This is a genomic window from Prosthecobacter sp. (assembly GCF_044227185.1).
GTDB lineage: Bacteria > Verrucomicrobiota > Verrucomicrobiia > Verrucomicrobiales > Verrucomicrobiaceae > Prosthecobacter.
This window is the reverse complement of record NZ_JBGAFO010000001.1, coordinates 36,468-54,300: the sequence shown is the minus strand read 5'-3', so window position 1 is coordinate 54,300 and position 17,833 is coordinate 36,468. Positions and strand designations below refer to the sequence as shown.

Annotated in this window: 12 protein-coding genes; 6 read left to right on the top strand and 6 right to left on the bottom strand. The window is 62.4% G+C overall.

The features are described 5' to 3' along the window. Positions 1-15 precede the first annotated feature (15 nt). The 5 genes from ACILSQ_RS00205 (at position 16) to ACILSQ_RS00185 (ending at position 8,026) form a co-directional block, all read left to right on the top strand. Complete coding sequence (locus ACILSQ_RS00205) at positions 16-2,628, top strand: PSD1 and planctomycete cytochrome C domain-containing protein (protein WP_395741545.1); 2,613 nt, start codon at positions 16-18, stop codon at positions 2,626-2,628. Further along, complete coding sequence (locus ACILSQ_RS00200; RefSeq protein WP_395741544.1) at positions 2,628-4,079, top strand: DUF1501 domain-containing protein; 1,452 nt, start codon at positions 2,628-2,630, stop codon at positions 4,077-4,079. The genes ACILSQ_RS00205 and ACILSQ_RS00200 overlap by 1 nt, the downstream gene beginning before the upstream one ends. Positions 4,080-4,103: 24 nt before the next feature. After that, entirely contained in the window at positions 4,104-5,363 is a 1,260-nt protein-coding gene (locus ACILSQ_RS00195; RefSeq protein ID WP_395741543.1) for an MFS transporter, read from the top strand. Continuing rightward, positions 5,360-6,616 (top strand): hypothetical protein, encoded by a 1,257-nt coding sequence (locus ACILSQ_RS00190; RefSeq protein ID WP_395741542.1) that lies wholly within the window; start codon positions 5,360-5,362, stop codon positions 6,614-6,616. The genes ACILSQ_RS00195 and ACILSQ_RS00190 overlap by 4 nt, the downstream gene beginning before the upstream one ends. A gap of 111 nt (positions 6,617-6,727) precedes the next feature. Then, entirely contained in the window at positions 6,728-8,026 is a 1,299-nt protein-coding gene (locus ACILSQ_RS00185; protein WP_395741541.1) for a PP2C family protein-serine/threonine phosphatase, read from the top strand. Here ACILSQ_RS00185 and ACILSQ_RS00180 read toward each other — a convergent pair. From ACILSQ_RS00180 to ACILSQ_RS00155, 6 genes are all read right to left on the bottom strand, one after another. Continuing rightward, complete coding sequence (locus ACILSQ_RS00180) at positions 7,995-8,744, bottom strand: anti-sigma factor antagonist (protein WP_395741540.1); 750 nt, start codon at positions 8,742-8,744, stop codon at positions 7,995-7,997. The genes ACILSQ_RS00185 and ACILSQ_RS00180 overlap by 32 nt on opposite strands. Before the next feature lie 12 nt (positions 8,745-8,756). Next, positions 8,757-9,569, bottom strand: coding sequence for an ABC transporter ATP-binding protein (locus ACILSQ_RS00175; protein WP_395741539.1), 813 nt, complete (start codon positions 9,567-9,569; stop codon positions 8,757-8,759). An 11-nt stretch (positions 9,570-9,580) separates the two neighbouring features. Continuing rightward, entirely contained in the window at positions 9,581-10,510 is a 930-nt protein-coding gene (locus tag ACILSQ_RS00170; protein WP_395741538.1) for an ABC transporter permease, read from the bottom strand. A gap of 3 nt (positions 10,511-10,513) precedes the next feature. Then, positions 10,514-11,725, bottom strand: a complete 1,212-nt coding sequence (locus ACILSQ_RS00165; RefSeq protein ID WP_395741537.1) for an STAS domain-containing protein — start codon at positions 11,723-11,725, stop codon at positions 10,514-10,516. A 7-nt stretch (positions 11,726-11,732) separates the two neighbouring features. Beyond that, positions 11,733-13,670: an ABC transporter substrate-binding protein gene (locus ACILSQ_RS00160; RefSeq protein WP_395741536.1), complete on the bottom strand. Its 1,938-nt coding sequence runs from the start codon at positions 13,668-13,670 to the stop codon at positions 11,733-11,735. Positions 13,671-13,763: 93 nt separating this feature from the next. Further along, positions 13,764-14,567, bottom strand: a complete 804-nt coding sequence (locus tag ACILSQ_RS00155; RefSeq protein WP_395741535.1) for a helix-turn-helix domain-containing protein — start codon at positions 14,565-14,567, stop codon at positions 13,764-13,766. A gap of 122 nt (positions 14,568-14,689) precedes the next feature. Here ACILSQ_RS00155 and ACILSQ_RS00150 point away from each other — a divergent pair, with 122 nt between their 5' ends. After that, the gene (locus tag ACILSQ_RS00150) at positions 14,690-17,833 is read left to right on the top strand and encodes a PSD1 and planctomycete cytochrome C domain-containing protein (RefSeq protein WP_395741534.1); all 3,144 of its coding nucleotides are present in this window, start codon (positions 14,690-14,692) and stop codon (positions 17,831-17,833) included.

Genomic DNA, 17,833 nt, shown 5'->3' with positions numbered 1-17,833 from the left:
TCTGTACCCCCCTCAATGAAGCTGCCGTCTGCCGTCATCCTCTGCTCCCTCGCCGTCACCGCCCGTGGCGCGGAGCGCCTGCTCACGTTTGAAAAGGACGTGCGCCCCATCGTCAAGGCCCACTGCACCCACTGCCATGGCGAGGAGGAGAAACCCGAGGGCGGCGTGGACCTGCGCCTCCGCCGCTTCATGGATCAGAAGCTGGACGGCGGCAGCCACGTCGTCGTGGCGGGTCAGCCGGAGCAGAGCGAACTCCTCCGCCTCATCAAAAACGGTGAGATGCCCAAGAAAGGCAAGCAACTCACTGAGGCCGAGGTCGCCATCGTTGAGAAATGGATCACCCAGGGCGCAAAGACCGCCAAGCCCGAGCCTCTCGCCCTGGCTCCCGGCCCCATCATTTCGGACGACGACCGCGAGTACTGGGCCTTCGTGCCTGTGAAGCGTCCGGCCGTGCCGAAGGATGTGGACGCGAAAGACGTGCGCACTCCCGTCGATGCCTTCCTGCTCAAGTCGATGGCGGAGAAAAAGCTCACCTTCGCCCCCGAGGCCGACCGCCGCACGCTCATCCGCCGCGTCACGCTGGATCTCACCGGCCTCCTGCCCACTCCTGAAGAAGTGGACTCCTTCGTGAACGACAAGTCCCCGCTGGCCTACGAGCAGCTCGTGGAGCGCCTGCTGGCCTCCAAAAACTACGGCGAGCGCTGGGCGCGCCACTGGCTGGATGTGGTGGGCTACGCCGACTCCAACGGCTACTCCGAGGCCGACTCCGTCCGCCCCCAGGCCTGGCGTTATCGTGATTATGTGATCCGCTCCATGAACGCGGACAAGCCCTGGAACGAATTCATCCAGGAGCAGCTCGCCGGGGATGAGCTCGCCGGCGCCACGCACGCCGACTTCCAGCAGGCGGTGCTGGATCCTCACCGCACCGACCAGCTCATCGCCACCGCCTTCCTGCGCATGGCGCCCGATGGCACCGGCGACAGCCCCGATGACGCCAAGCTCGCCAAAAATCAGGTGATCGCCGAGCAGATGAAAGTCATGACCTCCTCGCTCATGGGCATGACCGTCGCCTGCGCCCAGTGCCACGACCATCGCTACGACCCCATCACCCAGGCCGACTACTACCGCCTGCGCGCCATCTTTGATCCCGCCTACAACTGGGAATCCTGGCGCCCGCCCGCGCAGCGCCTCTACTCTCTCTATTCTCCCCAGGAGCGTGCGAAGGCCGCTGAGATCGAGGTGAAAGCCAAGGAGATCGAGGCCGAAGCCCGCGCGATGAGCAAAAAATTCCTGGATGAAATCTTCGAGGTCGAGATCAAAAAGGTCCCCGAGGCCGAGCAGGCCGCCTTCCGCGTGGCTCGTGACACGCCTGTGGCCAAACAGACCGCGGAGCAGAAGGCGCTCATCAAGAAATACCCTTCTGCCCTCGCCACCTACTCGCTTGATCTCTACGACAAGAAGAAGCAGGACATTGTGGACGCCAAGATGGCCGAGGCCAAAAAGCTGCGCGATACAAAGCCGGCGGAAGGCTTCGTCATGGCTCTGACAGAAGTGAAAGGCCAGCTCCCTGCGACCAAGCTCTTCAACCGCGGCGACCACGATCAGCCCAAGCAGGCCATGACCCCGGGCGAGCTCAGCATCCTCGCGACACCTCAGATCGAGCCCTTCAAGCCCGCCACCGTCAGCAGCGGCTCCAGCGGCCGTCGTCTGGCCTACGCGCAGTGGCTCACCAGCGGCAAGCACCCGCTCACCGCGCGCGTGCTGGTGAACCGTTTCTGGCTCAACCACATGGGCCGCGGCATCGTCAATACTCCCGGCGACTTCGGCCATCAGGGCGAGCTTCCCACGCACCCCGAACTGCTCGACTATCTGGCCGATGAATTTGTGAAGAGCGGCTGGAAGCTCAAATCCCTGCATCGTCTCATCCTGCTCAGCAGCGCCTACCGTCAGTCCTCCGTCAATGCTGCATCCATGCAGGCAGACCCGGAAAACCGCTTCTACGCCCGCTTCAAACTCCGCCGCATCGATGCCGAAACGCTGCGCGACTCCCTGCTCTCCGTCACCGGCACGCTGGTGCAGACCAGCTACGGTCCGCCCAGCGGCATCGGTCGCGATCCCCAGGGTCGCGTCGTCACCGGCATCGACAAAGGCACCATCACTCTGAACAAGGTCGATCCGGGCGGTGCCGATGACTTCCGCCGCTCCATCTACGTGCAGGTGCGCCGCAGCAAGCCCGTCACCGTGCTCGATACCTTCGATGCTCCCGTCATGACGCCGAACTGCGAGCTCCGCGCGCAGACCACCGTCGCCCCGCAGTCCCTCCTCCTCATGAACGACACCTTCGTTCTCGACAGCTCGCTTCGTCTGGCCGCCCTCCTCGAATCTGCCTCGCCCAAAAACCGCAGTGAGCAGATCAAGCACGCCTGGGAGCTCCTCTTCGGCAAACCCGCCACCCAGGACGACGTCACCCGCGGCATCGCTTACCTCGACGAGCAGACCAAAGCCCTCGCCGATTATCATCACAGCATCCAGCACGCTAAAGGCGTCATCCCCAATCCCCCGCAGGAGGCCATGGCCAGCCTCTGCCAGATCCTTTGCAGCTCAAACCGTTTTCTCTACGTCGAATAATGAACCGCCCCCAGCTCTGCTCCCGCCGTCACTTCCTGCATGCCAATGGCTACAGCCTAGGCACGCTGGCGCTCGCCTCGCTGCTGGAGAAAGACGGCCTCCTTGCCGCTCCCGTAAAACCGGAGAGCGTCACTGGCGAGATCCGCTACGATTTGCAGCCCAAGAAGCCGCACTTCGAGCCGACCGCCAAGGCCATGATCTCCATGTTCATGATGGGCGGCCCCTCGCAGATGGATCTCTTCGATCCCAAGCCGATGCTCACCAAGTATCACGGCCAGAAATTCCCCGGCGAGATCAAGTATGACAATCTTGCGCAAGCTTCGTCGAAGTGCTTCGGCTCTCCCTGGAAGTTTGAGAAGCACGGCCAGTGCGGCATGGAGCTCAGCGAGCTGCTGCCAAACCTGAGCAAGGTCGTCGATGAGATCACCCTCATCCGCTCCATGACCTCCGGCGTGAGCAATCACGCGCAGGGCCTCTACGCCATGAATGGCGGCCGCATCACCGCCGGCCGCCCGGCTCTCGGCTCCTGGCTCACTTACGGCCTCGGCAGCGAGACGGATGAACTCCCCTCCTACATGGTCCTCGCTCATCCCGGCGGCCTCCCCACCTTCAGCGGCGAGCACTACACCAATGGCTGGCTGCCTTCGCTCTTCCAAGGAACGCTCGTCCGCGCCACCGAGCCGCGCATTCTCAATCTCGATCCTCCCGCCTCCCTTTCCGGCGCACCGCAGCAGCGCCAGCTCGATCTCCTGAAAGCCTTCAACGAAGACCACCTCGCCCACCATCCAGGCGAGCTCGATCTTCAGGCCCGCATCTCCAGCTACGAACTCGCCGCCAAGATGCAGGTCGCCGCCAAGGAGGCGCTCGATATTTCCAAGGAGCCCGAGTACGTCAAAAAGCTTTACGGCGTGGACAATCCCATCACCAAAGACTACGCCACCCGCTGCATCATCGCGCGTCGCCTCGTGGAGCGCGGCGTGCGCTACGTGCAGGTGCTCAATTCAGGCCAGTCCTGGGACCAGCACGGCTCCCTCATCACCGCCCTGCCAAAAAACTGCCAGGCCACCGATCAGCCCAGCGCCGCCCTCCTCATTGATCTCAAGCAGCGCGGCCTGCTCGACACCACCGTCGTCCACTGGGGCGGCGAAATGGGCCGCCTCCCCGTGCTGCAAAACGACGCCGGCCGCGAGAAGTGGGGCCGCGACCACAACACCTACGGCTTCAGCATGTGGATGGCCGGCGGCGGTTTCAAAAAAGGTTATGTGCATGGCGAAACCGACGAATTCGGCCACAAGGCCGTCATCGACGAAGTGAAGCACTACGACTACCACGCCACCCTGCTCAAGACCTTCGGCCTCGATCACACCAAGCTCACTTACAAACGCAACGGCCTCGCCGCCTCGCTCACCGACAACCAGGGCGCCAAGGTGGTGGATCAGCTCCTCGCATGACGTCCTGATCAGCGTGCATCCCTCATGACTGCCGCTCCCCCGAATCCACTCCATCGTTCGGCGGCGCGGAAATGGACCATCTGCGGCCTGCTCCTGCTCGCCTCGGCCATCAACTATATGGACCGCCAGACGCTGGCAAACGCCGCGGTGCGCATCAAGCAGGAGTTTCAGTTGTCGCGGGAGCAGTATGGTCACATCGAGGCCGTTTTCGCCTACGCGTTCGCGGCTGGTTCCATCGTCTTCGGCTGGGCGGCAGATCGCTTCTCCGTGCGCTGGCTTTACGCCATCGTGCTCACCCTCTGGTCGCTGGCCGGGCTGGCCACTGGTTTTGTGCACAATGAGCAGGAGCTTGTCTGGTGCCGCATGGCCCTCGGTTTTTTCGAGGCAGGTCACTGGCCCTGCGGCATTCGCGCCACACGCGCCCTGCTGGATGCTCGGGAGCGTTCCTTGGGCAACAGCGTTCTGCAGAGCGGCACTTCCATCGGCGCCATCATCACGCCTTTGATCATGGGTGTTCTCATGACTTCGGAGCTGAGCACCTGGCGCACCGCTTTTCAAGTCGTCGGCGTCACCGGATTCGCCTGGCTGGTGCTATGGTTCGCGCTCGTGCGCGGCTCGGATCTCTCCGCGCCGGTGCGTGATGAAAAGGACGTCGTGGCGGACGGTGCGGGACTCTGGAGCCTCGCCTTCATCCGGCGCATGCTCATCGTCTTTTTCGTCGTTGCCTGCATCAACACCACCTGGCAGATCCTCCGCGCCTGGCTGCCCCAGGTGATTCAGGAAGACCGTGGCTATTCAGAGCAGGACACCCTGTGGTTCACCTCCGCATGGTACTTCGCCACGGACATCGGTTGCATCGGCGCAGGTGCGCTCGCCGTGTGGCTGGGCAGGCGCAAATTCTCGGTGCATACCGCGCGCGTCATCGTCTTCGCCGCATGCGGTGCCCTGTGCGCCTCCTGTGCCCTCACGCCGCTTCTCGCCCATGGCTGGGCGCTGCTCGCAGTCTTCATGCTCACCGGCGCCGGGGCACTCGGTGTGTTCCCTTTGTATCACGCCTTCACGCAGGATCTCTCCGGCCGCCATCAGGGAAAAATCACCGGCATCGCCGGCGTCGTCGCCTGGGTGCTGCCCGCTCAGGCGCAGGAGTTCTTCGGCAGGCTCGCAGACCGCACCCATTCCTTTGATCAGGGTCTCATCCTCGCCTCCTGCCTGCCCCTCATTGCCGTGCTGCCGCTCTGGTTCCTCTGGGAAAGCAAATCCGACTCACAAACACCCTCCTCATGAGCACCTCATCCTGGACCCGCCGCTCCTTCCTCATGGCCAGTGCCGCCACCGCAGTGGCAGCCCAAGCCGTTCCCCCGGCTGGCCGCAAGAAAATCGCCCTCATCGCCACGGTGATGTTCAAAAACTCCCACGCGATGCACTTCGTGGACCGCCTCGCCATGGGCTACGTCTGGGCCGGGCAGTGGCTCCCTCCGCAGACGGACCTCGTCTCCCTCTACTTCGCCCAGTTCCCCGAGAACGACCTCGCCCGCGGCCGCTCGGAGCGCTACCACATCCCCATCTATTCTACCATCACCGAAGCCCTCACCCTCGGCACCGGCAAGCTGGCCGTCGATGGCGTCATCCTCATCGGCGAGCACGGCGACTACCCTGAAAACGAAAAAGGCCAGACTCTCTACCCCCGCTACGAATTCTTCAAAGAGATCATCAAAGTCTTCGAATCCAGCGGCCGCAGCGTGCCCGTCTTCAATGATAAACATCTCTCCACCGAATGGAGCAAATGCGCCGAGATGGTCGCCGATGCCAAACGCCTCGGCTTTCCATTCCTCGCCGGTTCTTCATTGCCCGTCACGCGTCGTCTCCCTGCCGTGGACATCCCCTGGGGGACGCCGCTGTCAGAGAGCGTCGCCATCGGCTACGGCGGCATCGAAAAATACGACTACCACGGCCTTGAGACCGCGCAGTGCATGTCCGAGCGCCGCCGCGGTGGCGAGTCCGGCGTGAAAAGCGTGCTCGCTTTGCGCGGCTCCAAAATGTGGGAGCACGCCGCCGCACGAAAGGACACCCAGCGCCTCCTCACCGCCGCACTCACCCGCAGCCACACCTGGCCCGTGGAAGGCTACCCCCTGGAACCCGTCAGCTTTGACTGGGCACGCAAGACCTTCCCCGAAGCCTTCGCCTACTTCATCGAGCACAGCGACGGCTTCCACACCACCCTCTTCATGCTGCCCCTGCGCGACTTCAACTACGCCGGCCTCAACCGCGAAACCGGCGAGATCATCTCCTGCCAGATGTTCCTCCCCATGCCCGGCTCCAGCTCCACCACCGCCGACTTTTTCAATCCCCTCATCCATCACATCGAGGACATGATCCTCCACAACCGCGCCCCCTATCCCGTCGAGCGCACCCTCCTCACCTCCGGCATCCTCATCGCCGCCGTCGAGTCCCTCTATCGCAAAGGCGAACTCATCCAGACCCCCGAACTGGACGTCAAATACACCGCGCCCAAAGAATCTCTCTTCTGGCGCGAATGAGTTGCAGCCATCCCTCGCGCATGGGAAACAACTCGTGTGACTCCACCCGCACTGCTCCCCTCCGCCTCACTCGCGTCCTTCGCGCCAGATGAAGCGAGTCAGCGCGCCTGGATGGAATCTCTGCAATCCGTCTGCCTCGCCCCCGGCGAAGTCCTTTTCCGCGAGAGCGATGCCGCAGACGCCATGTTCCTCATCGAATCCGGCACCCTCGCCGTGGTGCTCGAAGTCGAAGGCGCAGGCCGCTCCGAACTCCGCCGTCTCGGTCCCGGCCAGTTCCTCGGCGAGATGGCCCTCTATCGCTCCGAGCCCCGCACCGCCACCGTCGAGGCAGTCGAAGCCGTCAAGCTCTGGCGCCTCACCAAGGACCAATTGCGCGAAGTCGAAGCCCGCCATCCTCACCTCGCCATCGCGCTTCACCGCCATGTCGCCTCCCTGCTCGCGGAGCGCGTCTCCTTCAGCAACATGGAGCTCAAGGAACCGCTCGCCCGCCTCGCTCACGCCTTGCGCGGCCTAGCCACCAGCGATTTCTCCACCACCGGCTGGGACCGCTCCGGTGTCTCCCAGGAAGCGAAACGCAGCGATGAAGTCGGCGCCGTGGCGCAGGCCACCGAGTTTCTCTTCAAACACCTCCAGGAGCACATCGCCGCACTTCAGCAGCAGACCGCCGCCCGTGAAGCCATCGAAAGCGAGCTCCGCATCGCAGGCGAAATTCAGTCCAGCCTTCTTCCTACACCACTCACCGCTATGGAGCGCCAGCGCGTGGATTTCTCCGCCTTCATCAAACCTGCGCGCGAGGCCGGCGGCGATCTCTACGACGGCTTCTTCCTCCCCGACGGCCACTTCTTCACCCTCGTCGGCGATGTCTCTGGCAAAGGCGTTTCCGCCGCCGTCTTCATGGCCCTTGCCGCCATGGCCGTGCGCACCCTCGCTCCCAAAGTCAGCGATCCCGGAGCGCTCCTCGCGCAGGTGAATCGCCTCCTCTGCGAGCGCAATGAGACCATGCAGTTCGTCACCGCCTGCGCCGTCTTTTTCGATCCCGCCACCGGCGAACTCACTTGGGCCAATGCCGGCCACCCGCTCGCCGCAGTCATCACCGCCACCGGCAGCCTCACCTGGCTCGATGGCCCGCGCGCCGCGCCACTCGGCGTGTTTGAAGAAACTCAGTTCGCCACCCAGCGCCACCTCCTCGCCCCGCTTGAAACTCTCCTCGTTTACTCAGACGGCGTCTCAGAAGCCATGGACACTCAAGGCACCCTCTTCGGCGGCGACCGCATTCAAAAGTCCCTGAACGGCAGCTCAACCGACAGCACCCAGACCGTGGAGCGCATCGTCGCAGCGGTGCTCGCTCACCAGGCCGAAGCCCCACAGGCGGACGATATCACCCTCGTGGCCCTACGCCGAGTGCCATAAGCAGGCCCGAGACGTGGAAGACCTCACGCACCGCCGGCGTGAGCGCTGTGAACTGCGCAGCGCCACCGCTGCCCTTGAGCTTCTTCGCCGCAATGATGAAAACCCGCAGCCCGGCGCTGCTCACATACTCAAGATTCGCGAGATCAAACACCAGCGTGTGCACCCCGGAAGCGATCAGCGCACCCACTTGCTGCTCCAACTCCGGACTCGAAAGCCCATCGAGTCGTCCCGAGAGCGAAAGCGTCGCCGAAGACTCCAGCCTTGAGGTGGCGATGTGCATCGTCGCCGCGCTTCCCGCTCCGCTGCTCAGCTTCCGCTCAATGGAGAAAACGTTTTTACCATCGCGATGCTCATACTGGCACACATCCATCAGCTTCTTCACCAGATGCACTCCCAGGCCGCCCACAGGCCGCGCTTCCAGCGGCAGCTGCGTGTCCACCTCCGGCCGCGCCAGCGGATCATAAGCCGGCGCATCATCGGTCACCACCGCACGAATGCGATCCGCCGAGATCATCTCCAGGCACACCGTGAATGGCCGCGACGCATCACATCCATAACCATGCGTGATCACATTCGTCACGATTTCTTCCAGCGCCAGATGCAGCGCCGAAACATCCGCCGCGTTGACCGGTGAGACCGCGCAAAAGGCGTCAATCATCTGCACCACCCGCGCCAGTTCGGCGAGGTCAGCTTTGATGGTGAGACTTTGCGATTTCACGGACAAGGCAGATCAAATGTACAGCTCGTTCAGCATTGCAGCCGCGCTCTCATCCAGCAGCTCACGGCGGCGCACTTCATCAAAGCGGTCCAGCAGATCCTCAGGCCGCAGCCGTTTCTTCTCCGCACCGCGGATGTCATGCAGCACACGCCCGCGGTGCATCATGATGATGCGGTCCCCCAGGCTCACCGCCTGCTGCATCGAGTGCGTCACCATCAGCGTCGTCAGCTTGTCGCGCTGGATCACTTCATCGCTGAGCTGAATGACTTGATCCGCGCTCTTCGGGTCCAGCGCCGCCGTGTGTTCATCCAGCAGCAGCAGCTCCGGCTTCAGCCACGTCGCCATCAGCAGCGTCAGCGCCTGCCGCTGCCCGCCCGAAAGCGAGCCAATCGCATTGTCCAGCCGCCCCTCCAGCCCCATCTTCAGCGTGGCGATTCTTTCCCGCAGCGGCTTCATCAAATTCGGCGCCAAAGCCCATCCCAGCCCCCGCGCATGCCCACGCTTGCTCGCGAGCGCAAAATTCTCCGCAATCGACATCGTCGGTGCCGTCCCGCTGAACGGATTCTGAAACACCCGGCCAATCAGCTTCGCCCGCTTGTGCTCCGGCCACTTCGTCACGTCATGTCCTGCGAGTTCAATCTTGCCCTCATCGACAAAGAACGACCCCGCCACCGCATTCAGCAGCGTGGATTTTCCCGAGCCGTTCATCCCCAGCACGATTACAAACGACCCCGGCTCGATCGTCAGGTCAACGCCTTGCAGCGCACGGACTTCGTTGACCGTGCCCGGATTGAAAGTTTTGCGGATGCCAGAGAGCGCAAGCATGGCGGTTCAGTTCAGGTGGCGGATTTGGGCCGGCGTTTCATCTTTTCCAGCAGCCCCGGCAGTATGAGAGCGGCGAGAACAAACAGCGCCGTAATGAGTTTGAGATTGTTTGGATTCAGCCCCCAGCGCAGCGCGATCGCGACCAAAAGCCGGAACAACACCGAGCCCATGATCGTTCCGACAATCGTGAGGCCAAGGCTTCGGGTGTTGGTGAGCGCTTCCCCAATAATGACGCTCGCAAGACCCCACACAATCATCCCGATGCCCATCTGAGCATCGGCGAAGCCTTGATACTGGGCGAGCAAGGCGCCAGACAGCGCGACGAGGCCGTTCGAGAGACCAAGCCCAAGAATAATATTGCGCTCCACATTGGCGCCTAGCGCACGGATCATCTGCGGATTGTCGCCCGTCGCGCGCAGCGATGTGCCAAGTTGCGTGCGAAAAAAAGCGAACATCACTCCTCCCGCAGCAGCCGTAAAACCAAGCGCAAGAATCAGCACCGTCGCATCCGCTGCGGCCACCGGCCATCCCAGGATGTGAATCGTTTTTCCGCCCGCGAGCCATTCACCAAGTTTTTCACCATAGCTCGTAACAGTGGTGGCCTGCATGAGGGGCACATTGCTGCGTCCCATGACATTCAGATTCACCGAGTAGAGAGCCGTCATCACGAGAATGCCTGCAAGCATCGCGTTGACTTTGAACTTCGTGTGAATGAACCCCGTGGTCATTCCCGCAACCGCGCCGCCGAGCGCTCCTGCAATTGTAGCGAAGATAGGATTCGTGCCTTGAACGAGAAGCACCGCCGCAATAGACGCTCCCAGGGTGATCGAACCATCAGTGGTAAGATCGCGGATCGAAAAAATCCGAAACGACACCAGCACCCCCAGCGCCAGCAGCGACAGGATGAGTCCGATGATCAGTGAACCAATAAGAAGTGTCATGCTTCAGGAAGTGATGGGCGCGATCCACACCGCGCCCCGGTAAAGCTCGCTCTCGCCCGCGCCGTTGAATCCGCGTGGATCGCAGATCAGGTGCAGCACGTTTTGCAAAGACTGCCCGTCAAACAAACCCGCCACCGCAGGCTGCAAATCAATGCGCCCTTTGCGCAGCGGCCGGTACGGAAACACCGCTGCATGCAGATGCCCCAGCAGCTCGTTGCCCTTCGCCAATGGACGCAGCAGCGCCTCAAACGCCGTACCCGGTTTCGCGACGACACCCACAATCAAAGACGTCGTATCACGAAACGACCGCTCGCTCGTAAACGAAAGCCAGTCACGAATCTGCGGAAACCCAAAACGCTCCTCCGGCCCGCCTGCACCGGCCACCGGCGATTGCCTCAACGTCGCCCCCACCAGTCCCGCCGTCTCAGTCACCGCCACCACCACCGCCGCATTCGCCCCGCTGGATTCCAGAGCCGTCTGCATCAGCTCCGTGACCCCAATGCGCCGGTCCTCATCGTTCGCTTCAAAACGCAGCAGCGATGCAAACGCCCCCTGCGCCACGAGCCCTAGCACGAGTTGCCCCTCCGGTACCAGCGCCCCTTCGCTCAGCATGAAGTCTGGCCTGCTCGATCCATCCGCCGGCTGAAACGCCGCCACACCCGCCACCGCCAGCATCTCACCGCAGCGCCCGGCACTTTCCGCAAAGCTGCTCCCCAGCGCTCCAATCCCCAGCGCCACCGTGTTCGCATCAAATCGCCGCGTCGCAGGCTGTGCTCCACCACCACGCGACAGCAGTGCCGCATCACCCACGCTCTCAATCTTCATCCCGCCGCCACCCAGCGCAAAAAGCTCATACGCCGCGCTCGCCGAAGCAAATTCCTTCCCCGCATCATCCGCGCTTACACTCGCCGCGATCTCAGACGTGATCAGCATCTGCAGTCCCGAAAGCTCCAGCACCGAGCGCACCGCGTTCGACGGCCGGATCACCCCAAACAGCCCGTTGATCGCCTTCAGCTGCTTGTAGCACGCCAGCAGCACACGAATGCCCGCGGAGCTGATGTAGCTCACCGCGCTCATGTCCAGATGCAGCCGGTGCTCACCCTCGCGCACCGCACCCGCAAGCGCGGACTCCACAGGGTTGCACCAGTTCGCATCCAGTCTCCCCGCAAGATGCAGGATGATCAGATCACCGGAGGTTTGGCGGGAGATTTCCATGAGTCACTTACTTCATCACTTTGTCCACTTCCTTCAGCAGTTCCGCTGGCAGCGTCATGCCCACCGCCGCCGCATTTGCCGGACTCGCGCTGTAAAACAAACGCGGCGGCAGCACAAACGGCATCTTTGCCACATCCTCACCGCGGATCACTCGTTCGATCATCTCCGTCGTCACTTCGCCGCAGTTGTGGTAGTCGCGCCCCAGCGCAATCGGCGCACCCAGCGGCACCGTGGTGCTGTTCAGGCTGATCAGCGGCTTCTGCGTCTGCCGCGCCGCCTTCGTGATCGCGTTAAATCCCGTGCTGCTCAGGTTGTCCGAAATCTGCACCACCGCATCAATCGGCCGCGATACCAGCGAGAGCGAGGCATCCGCCAGATCGCTCGAAGTGTTCACCGCAATGCATTCCAGCGTCAGCCCGCGCTCCTTGCACAGCTTCTCAAACGACTCCTTCAGGTCCACCGAGTTCGCCTCCGCCGGGCAGAACAGCGTCCCCAGCCGCTTGTACTGCGGGAAGTACTTCTGGATCATCGTCAGCGCCTCGCTCACCGGTGCCAGCACAGACACCCCCGTCACATTCGGTTTGTGATCCGTGAAACTCTTCCCCGCACCCGCCACCACCGGATTCGCGATCACCGAAAACACAATCGGCCGGTCGCGCACCTTTTGCAGCGCCGACTGCAGCGTCGGTGTGGAAAGTGGCACCACGATGTCCGCATTGTCCGTCAGCACCGCGTCAAAAATCCCGTTCAGCGAGGCGATGTCTCCCTGCGCGCTGCGATAGCTGATCGTATAATCCTTCCCCTCCACCAGCTTGCTCCGCTTCCACGCCTCCTTCATTCCCGACATCGTGTCCTCAGAAGGACCCGACTCGATGTAGTTCACGATCGCGATTTTCCATTTCTTCCCCGAAGGATTCGGCACCGTGGCGGAGATGATCTGCTCCGCACCGCTCTCATCAATGAGCAGGTTCGCCCGCTTCTTCATCCCGTCAGAAATCTGCCACGCTGCGTGCAGTCCCTTCGTCGCCTGCAAGTTCACCGCCAGCATCTCCGGCATCACATTCGTGATCGGCACCTCCGCCGGTCTGCGCCCGCTCAGGATCTCACCCGCCAGCACTCCCGCCAGCCGGCCCACCTCCGGATAGTCCGCACCCAGATCAAACAGCGCCCCCTTCTTCACATTCGGCGGGATCACCGTGAATACCGGAATGCCGCCCTTCTTCGCCGTGGCCATCACGCTGTCCGCCGCCGTCATCACCGTCACATCGCCCCCCATCCAAAACGCCTCCACGCCTCGCGCCACCAGCGCCCCGGCCGCCTCGGCCACACCAGAGGAATTGTCCACCGTCGATTCCATCAGCTCGATCCCCATCTCTCCGCACACCTTCCGCGCCAGCTTCACCTGAGCCTCCGAGTTCGCCTCCGCCGCATTCCACACCACGCCCACCTTTTTCAGCGCCGGGTTCATCTCCCGCGCGATTTTGAATGCCTCTGGAATCGGCTGCATTGTCCCAAAACCGGCCAGATGCGCCGGATGCTCCAGCGGTTTCTCCATGTTCACGCCCACGCCCGCCACCGATGGGTTCGACACCAGCGCAAACACATGCGGCGTCCCGCCCGCCTTGTTCGCATTCGCCACCGCCTGCAGCGACACCGTGCTGATCGTCATCAGCAGATCATATCCGCCGCCCGCCATCTCCTTCGCGATCGTCTGAGACACCGCGTTGTCACCTTCCGCATTGTACAGCTTCAGCTCCAGGTTCTTCCCCAGCTCCCAGCCCGTCTCCTTCAGTCCTGCGATCATCCCCTCGCGCCCTTGATCAAGAATCGCCTGAGACGCATGCTGCAGCAGCGCCACCCGCATTGTCCGCCCCCCCTTCGGCGCCACCGCCGTCTTCACCCGAGATCCCAGGTCAGACAGCAGCAGCACGGCCGCGGCGGCCATGATCAAAAAGATGCCCAGCAGGAGTCGGCGCAGAGTGTGAACCATCGCCTCCCACCAAGAGCAGGAAGCACGCGTAGTTCAACGCCATTTCGATCAATCCATCATTCTACCATCCTTTGGGTGCGCCTCCGGCAAAGCGATGGCCCGTCCAGACTGCATCCGGGCCTGCTGCTCACGCCGGTGCCGCAGCGGCGTGGTGCCGGTGAATTTCTTGAACCGCTTCACAAACGAGCTCGGATCATAAAACCCGCAGTCGAGTGCGATTTCCGCGATGCTCCTGGCGCTGTGCTGGAGCGTGTCCAGCGCATGAAACATCCGCACCTGCTCCACAAAGGCATACGGCGTCATGTTCATCCGCTGCTTGAAGATGCGCGTGAAGTGGCTCTCCGAAAAGCTGCACCGCCGCGCCAGCTGCACGACCGTAATCGTTTCCGCATAGTGCTTCGAAATGTATTCGATCGCGGGCAGCAGGCGGTTCAGTTCATCGTCCTGTCCCATCACATCATTGTATTCTTCGTTGATCGTGATGAGGCCGGCCACTTTGCCACGGCGGTCGCGCAGCGGAAACTTGCTCGAATAAGCCCATTTCATCGCATGGGCAAAGAATCCCACCGCGTGCACCTCGTTCAGCAGCGGCCTCCCGTGCTTGAACACCTGCAGGTCGTTCTGACGGAAGCTCTGCGCGATGATCTTCGGAAACAAATCAAAGTCCGTCTTGCCCACCACTTCCAGGTTCTCCGGCAGGTGGACCACCCTCCGCAACGCCTGGCTCATGTAGATGTACCGGGAGTCCAGATCCTTGATCATGAACATCGCCCCCGGAATGCGCTCCAGCGGGCCCAGCATCTGGCCCAGGTCGCCCACTTCATCGAAAAACTTCTTCTGCAGCGTCTTCATCACGAATGGTCGGATATTACCATTTTTTGAAGGGATGGCCACAGAGAGATGCGCCTCTCGCCACGTTGGTTCAGTTGCATGAGCTTCCTTCCCCGCACCGCCTCGCCTGATTCCCCCGACTGATGAAGTCACTTGCCGTCATCGCATGCCTCTTCGCCGCCTCGGTCACGAGAGCGGAGGACATCTTCACCTCCAGGGTGGAGCCCCTCCTGAAGCAGCGCTGCTTCGAATGCCATTCGCACGGGCAGAAAATCAAAGGCGGCCTCGCGCTCGATTCCAAGTCCGGCTGGGAAAAAGGCGGCGAGAGCGGTCCTGCCATCGTTCCCGGCAAACCGGAGGCCAGCCTGCTCATGCAGGCCCTCAGCCATGCGGAGAAGGACATCAAAATGCCGCCCAAAAAAATGCTTCCTGCTTCGGAGATCGCGGTTTTTGCCGAATGGATCCAGCAGGGCGCGCCCGACCCGCGCGTCTCAGTGACTCAAACTGCCAGCGACCTCTCCGTAGGTGACACCTGGGAAGCCGAATTCCACAAGCGCCTCGACTGGTGGAGCCTCAAGCCCATGCGCAAAGCCGGGCCGCCATCAGTGTACGATCCCGCATGGTCAAAAGAGCCGGTCGATCGTTTTGTGCGCGCCGCACTGGCCACCGCCAATCTCCAGCCAGCACCGCCTGCCGATCCGGGAGTGCTCCGCAGGCGGCTCGCTTTCGTGCTCACCGGCCTCCCGCCACCCGCCACCACACCTGCATCGGACGAGGCCTACGTGGACATGCTCCTGCAAAGCCCCGCCTTCGGCGAGCACTTCGCACGCCACTGGATGGACGTGGTGCGCTACACGGACACCTACGGCTACGAATGGGACAATCCCGCCAAAGGCGCCTACGAATACCGTGACTACCTCATCCGCGCCTTCAATGACGACATCGGTTTCGATCAGTTCCTGCGCGAGCAGATCGCGGGCGATCTCCTGCCGAAGCCGCGCATCCATCCAGCTTCGCACACCAATGAAAGCCTCATCGCCCCCATGTTCTACCATCTGGGCGAGCACCGCCACGGCAGCAGCCTCATGTTCAATGGCATCCACCAGGAAATGGTGAACAACAAAATCGACGCCTTCTCCAAGGCTTTTCTCGCCACCACTGTCGCCTGCGCCCGCTGTCACGATCACAAGCTCGAAGCCGTCTCGCAGCACGACTACTATGCCCTCGCCGCCATCTTCACCACCCCGCGCTGGACCTCTCGTGTCGTCGATGCACCCGAAACGAATGCCGCCACCATCGCAAAGCTCAAAGACCTGCGCGCCTCCATCACAGCAGAGCTCGCACTCGCGTGGCGGCAGCCCTTGCAGCCAGCCTTCCTCAAACAATGGGCCGGTGCGCATGCCTCCGCTTTGAGCGGCATCGGTGCGCCGCTTGCAGCACTCGCGGAGCTTTCCACCAAAGCCACCGAATGGCACAAAGCCCGCGCCGCTGCACAAAAAGCCAACGCCTCTTTTAAACCCCTCGCAGATCCTGCCAAAGCAAAGCTCCCCGCCGGCTGGGTGGTCGAAGGCGAAGGCTTGCAGCACGGCTTCGTCCAGGACGCCACGCCCCTCATCGCTCTGGAAGGAGAGGCTGTCGTGGCTCGCCTCCTGCCTCGCGGCTGGCACACGCACGCCTTGTCATCAAAGCTGCCCGGCTCGCTGCGCATGCCGCCGCAGCATCTCGTCCCGGGAAAATTCGTGAGCCTCGACCTCGCGGGCGGTGAGTTCGGCGGCCAGCTTGTGGTTGATGACCATGCGTTTCAAAACGAAACCATCACCCTCTACACCAACGTCGCTCCTGCTTGGAAAACCTTCGGCGATGCCGAGCTGAAAAACGGTGTGCAACAGGTCACCGTGGAATTTGCCACCTCTTCGTTGAACCCCAATTTCCCTCCGCGCACCGGTCTCGCCAAGGGCCTCAAGAGCGACGACTTCGGCTACGACAAACGAAGCTGGCTGAGCATCTGCGGCATCGTCTCGCACGACACCCCCGGCGCTCCGCAGGATGAGCAGACTGCATTCGCCGGTTTGTATGAACACACCGTCGCCGCAGCTCCCACCCCAGACCCCTGGGAGCGCATCGCGGCCTGGCTCAATTCTACAGTTTCACGCTGGTGTTCTGGCAAAACCCAGCCGGGTGATCAGCCCGTTCTCGACTGGCTGCTCTCCAGCGGCCTACTGCCAAACAAGGCCGAACCCGGCAGCAAGCTCGCGCACCTGCTCGCTGACTACCGCAGCATCGAGGCCTCCATCGCCTTTCCGCGTACTGTGAACAGCATGGACGAGCGCGAAACCGTTCCCGCCAGTTACCCGCTGAACGTGCGCGGGAATGTGGATGTCCCCGGTGCGCTCGTGCATCCAGGATTTTTGAAAATGCTGGATGCACGAGCGCAGGTCTCAGACCGCCGCTCACTCGCCGAATCCCTGCTCTCTCCAGAGCATCCACTCACCGCCCGTGTTTATGTGAACCGTGTGTGGCAGTGGCTCTTCGGCACCGGCCTCGTCGCCACTCCGGATGACTTCGGCCGCCTGGGTGACAGGCCCTCGCACCCCGAACTGCTCGACTGGCTCGCGCGCGAGTTCATCCGCGAAGGCTGGTCCACCAAGAAGCTCGTGCGCCGTCTCGTTCTAAGCCAGACCTTCCGTCAGTCCGGCCTGGTCACCACCGCCGCGCGCGAGCGCGATCCCGACAATCGCCTCGTCCACCACTACCCCACACGGCGTCTCGAAGCCGAGGCCATTCGCGACTCACTCCTCGCCATCTCCGGTCGTCTCGATCCTCACCTCTATGGCCGCCCCGTCCTGCCGTTCCGCTCTGCCGAAGACGCCGCCAAGCGCCTCTTCAGCGGCCCGCTCGATGGCAGCGGCCGCCGTTCCATCTACCTGCAGATGTCCATCATGGACCCGCCGAAATTTCTCGTCGGTTTCAATCTCCCAGATCTCAAACTTCCCACCGGCAGGCGCGATGTGACCAATGTCCCCTCGCAGGCTCTCATCATGCTGAATGATCCCCTGGTGAATGAGATGGCGAAATCCTGGGCCGCCGCTTTATCCAAAGACTCCACCACCACAAGCGAAGACCGCCTGCGCCAGATGTTCCGCCAGGCTTTGAATCGCGATCCAGATGCCGCTGAGTTGGCACGCTGGACCACCGCCCTGCAGGATTTCGGCGGAGACACGCCGGATGCATGGGAGCGCCTCGCTCATGCGTTTTTCAATACGAAGGAGTTCATCTACTATCGCTGA